This is a genomic window from Enterococcus sp. DIV0086 (genome assembly GCF_050498705.1).
GTDB classification, from domain to species: Bacteria; Bacillota; Bacilli; order Lactobacillales; family Enterococcaceae; genus Enterococcus; species Enterococcus faecalis.
Genome location: NZ_JBNIDN010000001.1, coordinates 1,303,303 through 1,317,779, shown reverse-complemented (window position 1 = coordinate 1,317,779; position 14,477 = coordinate 1,303,303). Strand labels below are relative to the sequence as shown.

Annotated in this window: 14 protein-coding genes; 9 read left to right on the top strand and 5 right to left on the bottom strand. The window is 37.3% G+C overall.

Annotated features, from left to right (window positions below):
• The first annotated feature begins 20 nt into the window (after positions 1–20).
• Positions 21–2,630 carry an SF1B family DNA helicase RecD2 gene (recD2, locus tag IGI63_RS06340; protein WP_429975528.1) on the top strand — a complete coding sequence of 870 codons (2,610 nt, stop codon included), beginning with the start codon at positions 21–23 and terminating at the stop codon, positions 2,628–2,630.
• A gap of 66 nt (positions 2,631–2,696) precedes the next feature.
• Here recD2 and IGI63_RS06335 read toward each other — a convergent pair whose 3' ends face one another.
• Complete coding sequence (locus tag IGI63_RS06335) at positions 2,697–3,656, bottom strand: diacylglycerol/lipid kinase family protein (RefSeq protein ID WP_002356498.1); 960 nt, start codon at positions 3,654–3,656, stop codon at positions 2,697–2,699.
• 262 nt (positions 3,657–3,918) lie between these two features.
• Here IGI63_RS06335 and IGI63_RS06330 point away from each other — a divergent pair, with 262 nt between their 5' ends.
• Both IGI63_RS06330 and IGI63_RS06325 read left to right on the top strand, forming a co-directional pair.
• Positions 3,919–4,425 (top strand): QueT transporter family protein, encoded by a 507-nt coding sequence (locus IGI63_RS06330; protein ID WP_002356499.1) that lies wholly within the window; start codon positions 3,919–3,921, stop codon positions 4,423–4,425.
• A gap of 237 nt (positions 4,426–4,662) precedes the next feature.
• Complete coding sequence (locus IGI63_RS06325) at positions 4,663–5,871, top strand: aminoacyltransferase (RefSeq protein ID WP_002395491.1); 1,209 nt, start codon at positions 4,663–4,665, stop codon at positions 5,869–5,871.
• A gap of 51 nt (positions 5,872–5,922) precedes the next feature.
• Here IGI63_RS06325 and IGI63_RS06320 read toward each other — a convergent pair whose 3' ends face one another.
• From IGI63_RS06320 to IGI63_RS06305, 4 genes are read right to left on the bottom strand one after another with little or no spacing between them, the layout of a single operon-like run.
• Positions 5,923–6,558: an ECF transporter S component gene (locus tag IGI63_RS06320; RefSeq protein WP_429975527.1), complete on the bottom strand. Its 636-nt coding sequence runs from the start codon at positions 6,556–6,558 to the stop codon at positions 5,923–5,925.
• Positions 6,559–6,561: 3 nt separating this feature from the next.
• A complete protein-coding gene (coaC, locus tag IGI63_RS06315; RefSeq protein WP_002365039.1) occupies positions 6,562–7,116 on the bottom strand; it encodes a phosphopantothenoylcysteine decarboxylase in 555 nt (184 codons plus the stop codon).
• The gene (gene coaB / locus IGI63_RS06310; RefSeq protein WP_002370507.1) at positions 7,113–7,886 is read right to left on the bottom strand and encodes a phosphopantothenate--cysteine ligase; all 774 of its coding nucleotides are present in this window, start codon (positions 7,884–7,886) and stop codon (positions 7,113–7,115) included. Before coaB ends, coaC begins: the two co-directional genes overlap by 4 nt.
• A 15-nt stretch (positions 7,887–7,901) precedes the next feature.
• Positions 7,902–8,894: a YhdH/YhfP family quinone oxidoreductase gene (locus IGI63_RS06305; protein ID WP_429975526.1), complete on the bottom strand. Its 993-nt coding sequence runs from the start codon at positions 8,892–8,894 to the stop codon at positions 7,902–7,904.
• A 263-nt stretch (positions 8,895–9,157) separates the two neighbouring features.
• On the opposite strand from IGI63_RS06305, the gene IGI63_RS06300 reads away from it, so the two are divergent.
• From IGI63_RS06300 to IGI63_RS06275, 6 genes are all read left to right on the top strand, one after another.
• Entirely contained in the window at positions 9,158–9,700 is a 543-nt protein-coding gene (locus tag IGI63_RS06300; RefSeq protein ID WP_002359576.1) for a helix-turn-helix domain-containing protein, read from the top strand.
• Between the two features lie 25 nt (positions 9,701–9,725).
• The gene (locus IGI63_RS06295) at positions 9,726–10,811 is read left to right on the top strand and encodes an ABC transporter ATP-binding protein (protein WP_002356508.1); all 1,086 of its coding nucleotides are present in this window, start codon (positions 9,726–9,728) and stop codon (positions 10,809–10,811) included.
• Between the two features lie 18 nt (positions 10,812–10,829).
• Positions 10,830–11,636, top strand: coding sequence for an ABC transporter permease (locus IGI63_RS06290; RefSeq protein WP_002356510.1), 807 nt, complete (start codon positions 10,830–10,832; stop codon positions 11,634–11,636).
• Positions 11,636–12,472 (top strand): ABC transporter permease, encoded by an 837-nt coding sequence (locus IGI63_RS06285; protein WP_002356512.1) that lies wholly within the window; start codon positions 11,636–11,638, stop codon positions 12,470–12,472. Before IGI63_RS06290 ends, IGI63_RS06285 begins: the two co-directional genes overlap by 1 nt.
• Positions 12,469–13,542: an ABC transporter substrate-binding protein gene (locus IGI63_RS06280; RefSeq protein ID WP_429975525.1), complete on the top strand. Its 1,074-nt coding sequence runs from the start codon at positions 12,469–12,471 to the stop codon at positions 13,540–13,542. The genes IGI63_RS06285 and IGI63_RS06280 overlap by 4 nt, the downstream gene beginning before the upstream one ends.
• A 148-nt stretch (positions 13,543–13,690) precedes the next feature.
• The gene (locus IGI63_RS06275) at positions 13,691–14,374 is read left to right on the top strand and encodes a TVP38/TMEM64 family protein (RefSeq protein ID WP_002376564.1); all 684 of its coding nucleotides are present in this window, start codon (positions 13,691–13,693) and stop codon (positions 14,372–14,374) included.
• Positions 14,375–14,477: the final 103 nt, after the last annotated feature.

Genomic DNA, 14,477 nt, shown 5'->3' with positions numbered 1-14,477 from the left:
AACAGAAAGGAGGGCTTGTAGTGGTAACACTTTTTGGTGAGGACGAAGAAAAAGCCTTTATTGTTGGGACTGTACAAGCAATCTTTTTTGAAAATCCCAGTAATTTTTATAAAGTCGTTCTTGTAAATGTGACCGATACAAATACAGATTATTTAGAAAAAGAAATTGTAGTAACTGGAAGTTTTGGCCAAGTTCAAGAAGAGGAACCCTATCGTTTCTTTGGTCATTTTGTGGACCATCCTCGTTATGGCAGACAGTTTCAGGTGGATAGTTATCAGCAAGAAAGACCGACTTCGGCTAGTGGGATGGTTAACTATTTATCAAGTGACAAATTTCCTGGCATTGGTAAACGAACCGCTGAAAAAATTGTTGAAGTATTAGGGGAAAGTGCGATTGACCGAATTATTGATGACCCGAGTGTTTTGGAAGAAGTTACTGTTTTAAATGAAAAAAAACGTCAAGTAATCGTCGAAACAATTCGCTTGAATCACGGGATGGAGCAAGTGATTGTGGGACTAAATCGATACGGCTTCGGTAGTCAGTTAGCTTTTTCAATTTATCAAACCTATCAAGAAGAAACCCTTTCTGTGATTCAAGAAAATCCTTATCAGTTAGTTGAAGATATTGAGGGAGTCGGATTTAAACGAGCGGACAATATTGCTGAACAAATCGGCATTCAGGCGGATTCTGCTGTTCGAATTCGAGCGGCGATTTTACATGAAGTGTTTGAGCACTCCATTCGCTCAGGCAATACGTATGTTCAAGCAGATGTTTTGTTAAAAGAAGCGATTCGGACCTTGGAAGCAAGTCGCCCAGTGGAAATCTCACCTGATCAAGTAGCCAATGAAATCATTACGTTAGTCGAACATGGAAAAATCCAACAAGAAGAGACTAAACTTTTTGAGAACAGTCTCTATTTTTCTGAATGGGGCATTGGTACTTCGATTCAGCGTTTACTTTCTCGTAAAAAAGAAATTCATTATGAGGAAGAAGAAGTCCAAAAAAATATCCGAATGATTGAGAAACGTTTAAATATTCAGTATGGCGACTCGCAACAAGCAGCGATTGAAGCAGCGATTAAATCACCGTTATTTATTTTAACTGGAGGGCCCGGAACAGGGAAAACAACTGTTATTAATGGGATTGTCTCGTTGTTTGCGGAACTAAATGGTCTTTCATTAGATCTCAAAGACTATACGCAGGAGATGTTTCCAATCTTGCTAGCGGCGCCAACTGGGCGAGCAGCGAAACGTATGAACGAAACGACAGGTTTACCTGCAAGTACCATCCACCGTTTGTTAGGCTTGACAGGTCGTGAAAAAAATCCGAGTTTAACCGCCAAAGAATTAGAAGGTGGTTTGCTAATTGTAGATGAAATGTCCATGGTGGATACTTGGTTAGCCAATACGTTATTAAAAGCTATTCCGACAAACATGCAAGTGATTTTTGTTGGTGATAAGGATCAGCTACCGTCTGTCGGTCCAGGTCAAGTCTTACATGACTTATTGCAAATTAACGAAATTCCCAAATGTGAGCTAAACGAAATTTATCGTCAAGGAGACGGTTCAAGTATTATTCCTCTTGCCCATGAAATTAAAGAAGGAAAGTTGCCTGCTGATTTTCAAAAAAATCAAAAGGATCGCTCGTTCTTTGCAAGTGATATTGGTCATATTGAAGAATACATTCGACAAATCGTCACAAAGGCAAAAGCAAAAGGGTTTACGCCACAAGATATCCAAGTTTTAGCGCCAATGTATCGTGGCGCAGCTGGCATTGATGCCTTGAATAAGATGATGCAAGAAATCTTCAATCCAAATGATGGTAAGAAAAAAGAAGTCAAATGGAATGACACCGTCTATCGGATTGGGGACAAAGTTTTGCAACTAGTCAATACGCCAGAATTAAATGTGTTCAATGGAGATATGGGAGAAATCGTCGGAATTACTTTAGCCAAAGACTCAGAGGACAAAGTGGACGAGTTGGTTTTACAGTTTGATAATAATGAAGTAACGTATAAAAGAAATGAATGGAATAAAATTACGCTATCGTATTGTTGTTCGATTCATAAAGCGCAAGGTAGTGAATTCCGCATGGTGTTACTGCCAATGGTTCATCAGTATAGCCGAATGCTGCAACGAAATTTGCTGTATACAGCAGTGACACGTAGTAAAGAATTATTAATTCTACTAGGTGAGGTTTCTGCTTTTGAAACATGTGTCAAAAACAAATCGGCTAGTCGCATGACGATGCTAAAAGAACGAATCGTGAACGCAGAACAAATGACCTTAACGACTAGAACTCAGTTAGAAGCCTATGAAGAAGGTTTAACGGCAGACCATCCATTTACTGAAAAGGAAACAAAAGCTGTCTCTTATGAAACTGAACAGCAATCAACGAAAGCCGATCAGATAAAAGAAACAGACGAGCAATTAGTTGAAACAACGGTACAAGAAGTTTCACTATTTGCTGATGAAGGGGAAGAGTCAACCCCAGAAACAGCAAAGAAAGCGACAAAAGTTGTCGAAGAATCATTACCAAAAGAACCACGACTAACAGTCGAAATTATTCAAACAAATGCTATTGATCCAATGATTGGAATGAAGGATACGACGCCTTATCAATTTCTGTGAGAAAAGGAAAGAGTGCCATAAGTCGTTTTGACTTATGGCACTCTTTTTCAACCTTAAGGGACTCAGTTAAAACCAAAACAAACGTTTTTGTGTGGTATAAACCATATCAATACTTCGTTTGCCTAAAATCTCGCCATCTGCGTGAATGGTTTGTGGAATCGTCGAAACAATTCGAATTTTGCTTGATTGAAAATGATGAAAATGCTTAGATTTCCCTTGTTTTTGGCGAAGCAATAGGAAAATAAGCCACAAAATTTTAAAAATATTGATTCGTTCCACGACAACTAAGTCCACGACTGCTTTGCGAGGATTGGCCGTCGGCATAATTGATACGCCCCCGCCAAAATAAGGATGATTTGTGACCGTACATAGGAAAGCACGATTAAATGTGTATTGTTTACCATTCATTTCAACTAAAATTGGAAAGCCTTTTTGTTTAAAAAAGACATGAATGATTGAAGAAATATAGGAAAGCGAGCCAAGCTTAAATTTATTTAAGGCTTTTTTTGATGACGATTCGTTGGTTTTTTCCACGATTGCCGCATCTAACCCTAAGCCAACATTATTGGTGGCTAAGCCGATTTCTTCTTGGTTGGCTTCTACATAATGAATTGTTTGAATTTCTTTTGGTCGTCTGGTGCGCAGGATTTGATGCAATGCTTTATCAATATTTCTTGATAATCCCACCCCTCGTGCAAAATCATTTCCAGAGCCGCATGGAATATAGCTTAAAGGAATAGCTGAATCATATGGAAGTAATGAATTAATGACATTATGTAGTGTGCCATCGCCGCCTAGCACGACTAGGATTGGAAAAGTTGAAACGTCTAAGTCTTCAGACCAAGGAAGTAAAGTTGTTTCTGCAAGTTCCTTCGTCAATTCTTTTTCATGTCCAGCGTAATCAGTGTAAAGAGCCGTATATTTAAGTTCTTGTTGCTTGAGTTGTTGAATCACTTTTCTAGCGACTTTTCGGCCATTGCCGCTACTTGCCTGCTCGTTGATAATAAGATAGTAGTGAATGTTCATTGAGCTCCTCCTTTGAATCGCTATTGTCCATTATACCAGAGGGAGGAACTTCTGCGAATAAAGATTGCTTAAAAAAGTAAAAAATGACTAGAAAAAGGCACGAAACAATGCATGAGAGGTGAAAACTGCAAATAAGTGCAAAGTAAAACAGGGCTTTCATTGACTATTTTGACGTTCCATATTAGAATGTGAACTGTTGCAATTGTAACCAAGGTTCATCAACCATCCCTTGTAAAAAAACTCGGAGAAAGAAGGAAAAAGTATGCAAAATTCGTTTCAAGCCAATCGAAAGCTAAGAACAGTCTTAGCCAATGGTATCATTATGGGCTTATATATTGTCCTCTCTTTATTGGTTCGGCCAGTTTCTTCTGGTATGATTCAATTTAGAATTTCAGAAAGTTTGAATCACCTAGTCGTTTTCAATCGCAAATTGATGTGGGGTGTTTTAGGCGGCGTTATCTTTTTTAACTTATTTTTTGGTTTCGGTGTAATGGATGCTCTGTTTGGTGGAGCGCAAACATTATTTGCGTTGAGTTTAACAGCTTTTTTACAAAAAAAAGTACCAAGTATTCCTGTTAGAATGTGTCTAAATAGTCTATTTTTCACTGTAAGTATGTTTTTTATTGCCTTTATGCTAGTACCAAGTGGCGGTCAAGCATTTTGGACAACTTATGGTTGGTTAGCATTAAGTGAAGCGATTATTATGACGATTTCAGCACCAATCATGTATTTTATCAACAAGTCATTAAAATTTGAAACACGTATTTAATTGAAAAGATGTGGATAGAAATGATTCATCCTTTGAATGGCAGTGAAGAAAAGTGTCGTTGCTATTAGTGAGCTAAGTGATAGAATGAACTGTTTCTACCTCGTCTTTTTTACATAAAGAATAAGATCTACATTTTTTCTAAAAATTTTCATGTAAAACTTTACTAGTCTGTTGGAATACACTATGATAGTGTAAGATAAACGGACTATTGGAAAGTCACAGCAGAGGAGTTTGAACATGTACACATTTAAAATCGGTATTCCGGCAGAAGTACACGATACATTTGTTAAAAATCACCCATTATGTAATTTACTACAGTCATCTTCATGGGCAAAAGTCAAGGATAACTGGGGTTCTGAAATTGTTGGGGTTTATGAAAAGGATACATTAGTCGCATCAAGTTTAGTTTTAATCAAACCATTACCAGCCGGTTTTACGATGTTATATACACCAAGAGGTCCAGTAATGGACTATACAAATGAACGTTTGGTCAGCTACTTTATGGCTGAATTGAAAAAATTTGGCAAGAAAAAACGAGCTTTATTTATAAAAATGGATCCAGCGGTTCACTATCAAGATTTTCATTTGGGAGAAGAACATCAACCGCATGCTGAAGCGACAGCTATTATTGAGACCTTGAAAGAAGCAGGGGCCAAATATCAAGGACTGACAATGGATATGGGGGCCACCATCCAGCCCCGCTTCCAAGCGAATATTTATCGTGAAGATTTTAGTGAGGAACAATTGTCAAAAAGTACCAAGAAAATGATTAAAACAGCTGAAAAAAAAGGGGTCGTTGTGCAGCAAGGGCATGTTGACTTTGTTGATGAATTTGAAAAAGTCATTCAATCAACCATGGAACGCCAACATATTTCTTTACGGAATAGTGATTACTTTAAGAAGCTGTTGAACATTTACCCAGAAGACTCCTTTATTATGCTGGCGCAAGTCAATTTAAAGGAACGCTTAGATAGCACGCGACAACGCTATGACAAAAATCAAAAAGACTTGAGTAATTTGAAAGAAAATCAAGTGAAAAAGCGCCATAATTTAGAAGAATTAGATGCTTCCTTGACTCGGGAACTAAAAGAATTAGAAGAAAATATCGCAGAAGCTGGTGAAATCGTCACGGTTGCTGGCGCCTTGGCTGTGACATTTGGTCCAACAAGTGAAATCCTTTATGCTGGCTTAGATGATCGTTATAAACGCTACATGCCAACATATGTGACTTGGCGAGATGCCATTCAAGAATGTTTTAACCGTGGCTGCGAAAGCTGTAATATGGGCGGCTTAGAAGGTAGTTTAAATGATGGCTTAATTAAGTTTAAAGCGAACTTCAACCCAACGATTAATGAATTTATTGGGGAATTTGATTTACCGGTTAATAAATTATTATTTAAAGCCAGTGAATATGCCTATAAATTACGAAAACAAAAAAATAAATAAAAAACACAGGGACTAAAAATCAAACTTGATTTTTAGTCCCTGTGTTTTTTTCTATAGTTTTTGCGTTTCATTCCGTTTCATTAAGCGAAGCAAAACGCTAGCAATTGCTGAAGCAGCTACACCAGCAACAAGAGCTTCTGGCACACCAGAACTGAAAATCGTCGCAATAATAGCTAGGTAAACAGCAGTTCCAGCTTTACCAATAATTTCAGCATAAGCTGAATTAAAAAGAAAATAAATCATGTTCATGACTAAAATGGTATTCGTTGCTGAGCCTAAAACACCAGCCACAAATAAGGAGACAGGTTGCGCTTTTTCCTTCGTTAATTTATTTAGCCATTTGTAAGCGAAATAAGGAACGACCCCAATTAAAATCCGCGGAATTAGCACAATTAAAAGAGCCTTCCAACTACCGTGATCGGTACCGATCACGGGAATAAATGGAGAAAAAACAAACGACAAAGGTGTTGGTGCTGTCGTATTTTTAATTAAGCTAATGATCCCAAACGTGCCGCCCAACATACTACCGATTTTTGGCCCTAAAACAATGGAACCAATAATTACAGGAATATGCATCGTGGTCGAATTTAAAGGACCTAATGTGATAAATCCTAGCGGGGTTAAAGCCAGTAAAAGTAAGATAGCTAAGAACATTGCTGTTAACGTAAATTTTTTCGTGTTATTCATAAATTACTCCTTGTTATCAGATGCTAAAATTTTCATCACTGTTTGAAGGATATCTTCAACAGTGGCAAGTGCGCCACGACCATAATCGCCACAAGCTAATAGAGCTTCACGTGGGATTATTTCTTGATAGCCGACTTCTTTTAAAATGCCAATATTTCGTTGGACAATGGGGTTTTGGTACATATACGTATTCATCGCGGGCGCAATAATTTTTGGTGTTTCAGGATAAAGTGCCAAAGCAACTGTTGATAATAAGTCGTCGGCAATCCCATGGGCTAATTTCCCAATTGTATTGGCCGAAGCAGGTGCTACTAAAAATAAATCCGCTTTTTTAGCTAACTCAATGTGATTAATTTTACTGGGATCAATTTCCATCATGACATCCGTATGCACTGGATTCTTAGAAAGTGATTGTAACGTCAGCGGAGTGATGAACGCTGTGCTGCTTTTAGTCATTAAAATTTCCACATTGTAGCCAAGCTTAGTTAGTTGACTTGTAATATCTGCTGCTTTATATGCAGAAATGCTGCCAGAGACGCCTAATAAAATAGTTTTCATTGTTGTTCTCTCCATTTCTTTTCAACATTTTTAACGATCATTGAACCAATCCCTTGTTTTGAACAAGCTTCTTGGACAATGCCCGTTTCGTTAATTAATAATCCTTCGTGTTCTGTTTCATGAACGTTCATCAAGTCATTGGCTAAGATAAAGTCACACCGATTTTTAACCAAAGCGGCTTGTGCAACCTGGACAAGTTCTTCTTGTGAAACGTCGACAAGTAATTTAAAGCCCACTAAAACAGTTTGGGGTTGCTTGTCACGAATCATTTGGATGACTTTAGGATTTTTCTTTAGAAAAATTAATAATCGGTCCGTATCAGATGAAATTTTTGTTGCTGTTTGAGGAATATCAGCAATCTGATTCAATGTGTTTTGAACGATAGTTACCAAGGCTTCTTTGGTCTTTGGCAATGTTTGTTCGCTTAATTGTTGAGCAAAAGAATCAATAAATTGTTCTTCCGTTTGCGCGGTTTCCGTCGTAAAATCACTGACTGCCATTGCGTGAACAATCGCATCAAATTGCTTTTCAGCAAAGAGTTGTTCTAACGTAGTAGCTAATTCAACTGTTGTTTCTATTTCTTTAATTGATAAGTCCAATTGTTGGGTTGGACGTAATGCATGTTTGGTTGTTACGTAGGTTACGGTGTGTCCAGCAGCTAAAAAACTTTCAGCAATTGCTTTTCCTAGTCCGCCAGAAGAATGATTGGTAATCGAACGAACATTATCAATCGGTTCTGACGTTCCACCAGCAGTAACTAAAACATCCATAATCAAAACGCCTCCTTAAGAAATTCGGACAATGGTCCGTCCAATATGTTGGCCTGCTTGTAATGCTTCAAAAACAGGGGGAAGTTCTTCTAAAGTAATCTCTTGATACACAGCTTTTTCAGTGATGTCTAAATCAGTGGCAAGACGTTGCCAAACTATTTTTCGTTTGTCCATACCAACATTAACCGAATCAATGCCCAATAAATGAACGCCCCGTAAAATAAAGGGTAAAACGGTTGTCTCTAATGTAATTCCAGCAGCGCGGCCACAAATGGCTGAACGGCCATCATAACGAAGTTGTGGTAAAACAGCAGAAGTAATTTCCCCACCAGTGGTATCAATTGCAAAAGCAAAACGCTGTTTCATTAATGCTTTAACAGGAGTTGCTAAGAAATCTTCTACTAATAAGCATTCACTAACACCTAACTCTTTTAAAAGCTCAAAAGAATCTGGCTTTCTAGTTAATGCAGTGATTGAAGTGTAGCCTAATTGATGCAACATCGCAATAGACAATGTCGCAACACCGCCTGTCGCACCAGTTACAATAATGGGGGCTTCTTTGTCGTCGCGTAAGCCATCGTCTTCTAAAGCTGTGACAGATAATCCGGCCGTAAAGCCAGCAGTTCCGAAAATCATTGCTTCTTTGAGACTCATTTTTTCAGGAAGTGGAACTACCCAATCGCCAGGAACACGCACATATTCAGAATAACCACCAGTATGACTAACCCCTAATTGATAGCCTGTTACGATCACTTTATCGCCTTCTTTGAAACGAGGATCTTCCGATGTGATAACAGTGCCACTGACATCAATTCCTGGAATCATTGGATAATTGCGAATCACACCGCCGTCTTTTTTTGAAGCTAAAGAGTCTTTAAAGTTAACTGAGGAGTAGGCTGCTTTGATTACTACAGTGCCTTCTGATAAATCGTCTAAAGTAATGGTTTCTAGTTGACCAATAACAGATGTATCTTGTTCTCTTAACGTAAATGCTTGAAATGAATTCATATAAAAACTCTCCTTCCAATTATGTAAAAAAGCAACTCGTCTTATTTTATCATATTCTGATTTTTTCGTATCATTTTTCTTCTTATAAACAGTAAGTTATACAGAAAAGAAAGATTGTGTGACAATTAGACTAGAAAAATAAAGAAAAATGGTTGAAATTTTTCAAAAAGTTCGTATACTAAAAAAGGTAAAACTAAACTGTAAGTTTAGTATTACAAAACTTTTGTTGAAAAGATTAGCTGAAAATAGAAACGAGGTGTGCCATGGAAATTGGTGAGAAGTTGAGAAATTTACGCATTCAGAAAAATTTAACACAAGAAGAATTAGGCGAAAGAACGGATTTATCCAAAGGCTATATTTCCCAATTGGAGCGGGATTTAAGCTCACCATCAATGGAAACATTTTTCTCAATTTTAGAAGTACTAGGCGTGACGCCAGAGCAGTTTTTTAGTCAGCAACCGCTTGAACAGAAAATTGTCTACAATGAAGAAGAAAGTACCCTCTATTATGATGAAGAACATGGCTATGAACTAAAATGGTTAATTCCAGCCTCAAATGAAAAAGAAATGGAACCTGTCATTATTACTTTTGATAAAAATGGCGAATATAAAACGTTTGAACCTTCTCTATCGGAAACATTTATTTATGTGATTGATGGCTCCATTTGTTTGACATTAGGGGAAGCCACGTATATTGCTAAAAAAGGTCAAACCATGTATTACCAAGCAACAGAACCTCACCAAATTAGCAACAATGGTCGAGGAAAAAGTCGTGCGTTAATTGTGGCGACAGAATCGTATTTATAAAGGACGAAATGGAGGAGTTTATCCAGTGAGAAACCATGTGATTTCATTTGAAAATGTTGTCAAACAATTTGACGATGAACCAGTATTAAAAAATGTCAGCTTTGAAATTGAAGAAGGAAAATTTTATACGTTATTAGGACCTTCAGGATGTGGCAAAACAACGATTTTGCGTATTATTGCGGGATTCAATGACGTGACTTCTGGCGATGTTTATTTTGATGGTAAAAGAATAAATGATGTACCTGCCAATAAACGCCAAGTCAATACCGTGTTTCAGGATTATGCTTTGTTTCCTCACATGAATGTTTTTGATAATGTTGCGTTTGGTTTAAAAATCAAAAAACTATCCAAAGCAGAAATTGAAAAAAAAGTGAAAGAGGCATTACGTTTGGTTCAATTACCGGGCTACGAAACACGTGAAATTAGTGAAATGTCTGGGGGCCAGCGTCAGCGGGTCGCAATTGCACGAGCGATTGTCAATGAGCCAAAAGTATTGCTTTTAGATGAACCGTTATCCGCTTTAGATTTGAAATTACGCACAGCGATGCAATATGAACTACGTGATTTACAACAACGTTTAGGGATTACTTTTATTTTTGTGACCCATGATCAAGAAGAAGCATTAGCGATGAGTGATGAAATTTTTGTCATGAATAAAGGTCATATCGTGCAAAGTGGCACACCAGTCGATATTTATGATGAACCGATTAATCACTTTGTTGCTGACTTTGTGGGGGAAAGTAATATTGTGGATGGCGTGATGCTGGAAGATAATTTAGTTTCATTTGTGGGCAAAAAGTTTGAATGTGTCGATGGCGGCATGCGGAAAAATGAACCTGTAGAAGTCGTTTTACGTCCAGAAGACTTAACGATTACCACGCTTGAAAAAGGCAAGCTAACCGTAACGGTGGACACGCAGTTATTCCGCGGCGTTCATTATGAAATTATTTGTTTTGATGAACAAGGAAACGAATGGATGGTGCATTCCACTCGAAAAGCCAAAGAAGGTGCTCAAGTAGGTCTCTCTTTTGAGCCAGAAGATATTCACGTGATGCGCTTCAATGAATCAGAAGAAGACTTTGATGCCCGTTTAGAAAGTTACGACGAGTAAACGAAAGGGGAAAATAAAATGAAAACAATGCGTCGAATTTATTCGATTCCCTATGTAATGTGGTTACTTTTATTCGTCATTGCGCCAGTGCTAATGATTATTTATCAATCATTTTTCGATATGAATGGCCAGTTTACTTTGGCGAATTACCAAACGTATTTTACATCAGGAACGTATTTAAGTATGACCATTAATTCAGTGTGGTATGCTTTTCTGATTACCATTTTTACGTTATTGGTAAGTTATCCTACGGCTTATTTTTTGACAAAGCTCAAGCACAAACAGTTGTGGTTAATGCTTGTTATTTTACCAACGTGGGTGAATTTATTATTAAAAGCTTATGCCTTTATTGGGATTTTCAGTATTCATGGGAGTATCAATCAGTTTATGAGTTTTATGGGTTTGGGCACGCACCAGATTCTGTTTACAGATTTTAGTTTTTTATTTGTCGCAACGTATATAGAAATTCCATTTATGATTATGCCGATTTTTAATGCCTTAGAAGAGATGAATCCTTCATTGATTAGTGCTAGTCGGGACTTAGGAGCTAGCAGTGCGGAAACATTCCGCCGTGTCATTTTTCCTCTCTCCCTAAACGGTGTGAAAAGTGGCGTTCAAGCTGTCTTTATTCCTTCGCTCTCGCTCTTTATGTTAACGCGTTTAATTGGCGGCAATCGGGTGATTACGTTGGGAACGGCGATTGAGGAACACTTCTTAGTAACGCAAAACTGGGGCATGGGTTCAACAATTGGTGTGATTTTAATTGTTGCCATGTTTATTGTGATGTTGCTGACGGGTGAGAAGAAGAAAGGGCGTGGCAAATAATGCAAAAGAAAAAGTTTAAATGGTCTTATGTGTATTTATTCGTTGTCTTTGCGCTACTGTACGCACCAATCTTTTATTTGATTTTTTATTCGTTTAACGACACGCAAACGATGAATCAGTTTACTGGTTTTACGTTAGATAATTATCGGAACGTTTTTGAAGACACACGTTTGTTAACCATTGTTCTGAATACGTTTTTGCTAGCTTTCTTATCGGCTTTAATAGCAACCATCATTGGAACATTTGGTGCGATGGGGATTTATTATACAAAACGTCGTAAAAACCGGAACACGTTGCTTAGCTTTAATAACATTTTACTCGTTTCACCAGATGTTATTATTGGAGCCAGTTTCTTAATTTTCTTCACGGCAGTAGGGTTTATCAGTTTAGGTTTTACAAGTGTATTATTGTCGCATATTGCCTTTAGTATTCCAATTGTTGTTTTAATGGTTTTACCAAAACTACAAGAGATGAACGATTCTATGGTAGATGCGGCACGGGATTTAGGGGCCAATAATGTTCAAGTGATTAAAAATATTATTTTGCCTTTTTTAGCGCCAGGAATTATTGCTGGCTACTTTATGGCCTTTACTTATTCGTTGGACGATTTTGCCGTAACATTCTTTGTGACAGGCAATGGTTTTTCAACATTATCTGTTGAAATTTATTCACGAGCACGTCAGGGAATTAGTTTAGAAATCAATGCCTTAAGTGCGTTAGTATTCCTATTCTCAATGATTCTAGTTGTCGGTTATTACTTTATCAGTAAAGACAATACGCCAAAACGTTTAAAGAAAATGCGTCGGGAACAAAGTGAGGTGGCCAAGTTAAAATGAAAAAATTACAGTCACTTTTTATTGGAATTATCGCTATTATTGTCATCTTGTTTTTTGGCGTGCGCCAATTGGAGAAAGCAAGTGGCATGGCAGGAGCAGATACCTTGACCATTTACAATTGGGGGGACTATATAGATCCAGCCTTGATTAAGAAATTTGAAAAAGAAACAGGCTATAAAGTCAATTACGAAACCTTTGATTCTAATGAAGCTATGTATACAAAAATTCAGCAAGGTGGCACAGCCTATGATATTGCCATTCCTTCTGAATATATGATTCAAAAAATGATGAAAGCGAAGATGCTTTTACCACTTGATCACAGCAAATTAAAAGGCTTAGAAAACATTGATGCACGCTTTTTAGATCAATCCTTTGATCCCAAAAATAAGTTTTCCGTTCCATACTTCTGGGGTACGTTGGGGATTATTTATAATGATAAATTTATTGACGGCCGTCAGATCCAACATTGGGATGACTTATGGCGCCCGGAATTAAAAAATAATGTCATGCTGATTGATGGCGCTCGCGAAGTGTTAGGATTATCTTTGAATAGTTTAGGCTATTCGTTAAACAGTAAAAACGACCAACAATTACGTCAGGCTACCGATAAGTTAAACCGATTAACGAACAATGTCAAAGCAATTGTTGCCGATGAAATCAAAATGTACATGGCTAATGAAGAAAGTGCAGTTGCTGTAACTTTCTCTGGTGAAGCTGCTGAAATGCTAGAAAACAATGAACATCTACATTATGTGATTCCCAGTGAAGGCTCTAATCTCTGGTTTGATAACATTGTGATGCCTAAGACAGCCAAAAATAAAGACGGCGCCTATGCATTTATGAACTTTATGTTACGACCAGAAAATGCAGCACAAAACGCAGAATATATTGGTTATTCCACACCAAATAAAGAAGCTAAAAAACTATTACCAAAAGAAGTTGCTGAAGATAAACAATTTTATCCAGATGATGAAACCATCAAAAATTTAGAAGTTTACCAAGACTTAGGTCAAGAATACTTAGGAATTTATAACGATCTGTTCTTGGAGTTTAAGATGTATCGGAAATAAAAAAATACCTTCGTAACTTTCGAATCGCCCCTAAAAGCTAGATTTTTAGTCTAACTTTTAGGGGCGGCTTTTATTCATACAAGCTTCTAATTGAGGCACGAAGAAACCTGTGCTACACTTTGTATAAAGCATAAAAGGAGCAAAGAAAATGAAGAGGAAAACAATTCGAATACTACTAATCAGTAGCGGGCTTATTTTAATCCTGCTGGTGGGTTACCGTTTGTATCTAGAATATCAAACAGATATTCAATTATTTTTGAATCCTAAAGCCAGTAAGACACAATTATTAGAGCGAATTCGTTCACATGGTTTTTCAGCAGCGCTGTTGTTAGTTTTTTTGACCGCAATCATGTGTGCAGTACCAGGGATTCCAACCTCAGTAATTGGTGTGATTGCAGGATTGAGTTTTGGTCCCTTCAGCGGCACACTCATTAACGTTTTAGGGAATAGTTTGGGAAATTTAGTTGCAATCTTTTTGATGCATCATATAAAATTTTTAGATAAAAAAACGGAGACCAATCATTGGGTCCAGTCCATTCGACGGATGAAGCATCCAAAAATTGGGATTATGGTGGGCTACATGATTCCAATTATTCCTTCTTCTGTGATTAATTTTGCTGCGGATACTATGCAGTTGCCATTAAAAAATTTAATAGCCGCTATATTCATTGGTGTAATTCCTTCCTCAATACTTTACGCATGTGGAGGCGAAGCACTATTTCATGGATATAATAAAACGGCAGTATTGTTAATTGTGAGTGTTCTTTTGTTCGTTGGATTGGTGGTCATTATTGAGAAAGATAGAAAAAGATTTCAAAAAACTGTTCTTTAAGAACGGTTTTTTTGTGCATTTGAACAATAAATCCTGTTAAATTTACAATTTTAAAAAGAAAGGACTTTGATAAAATGAAAGCGTAAACAATTTAAGGAGCTGA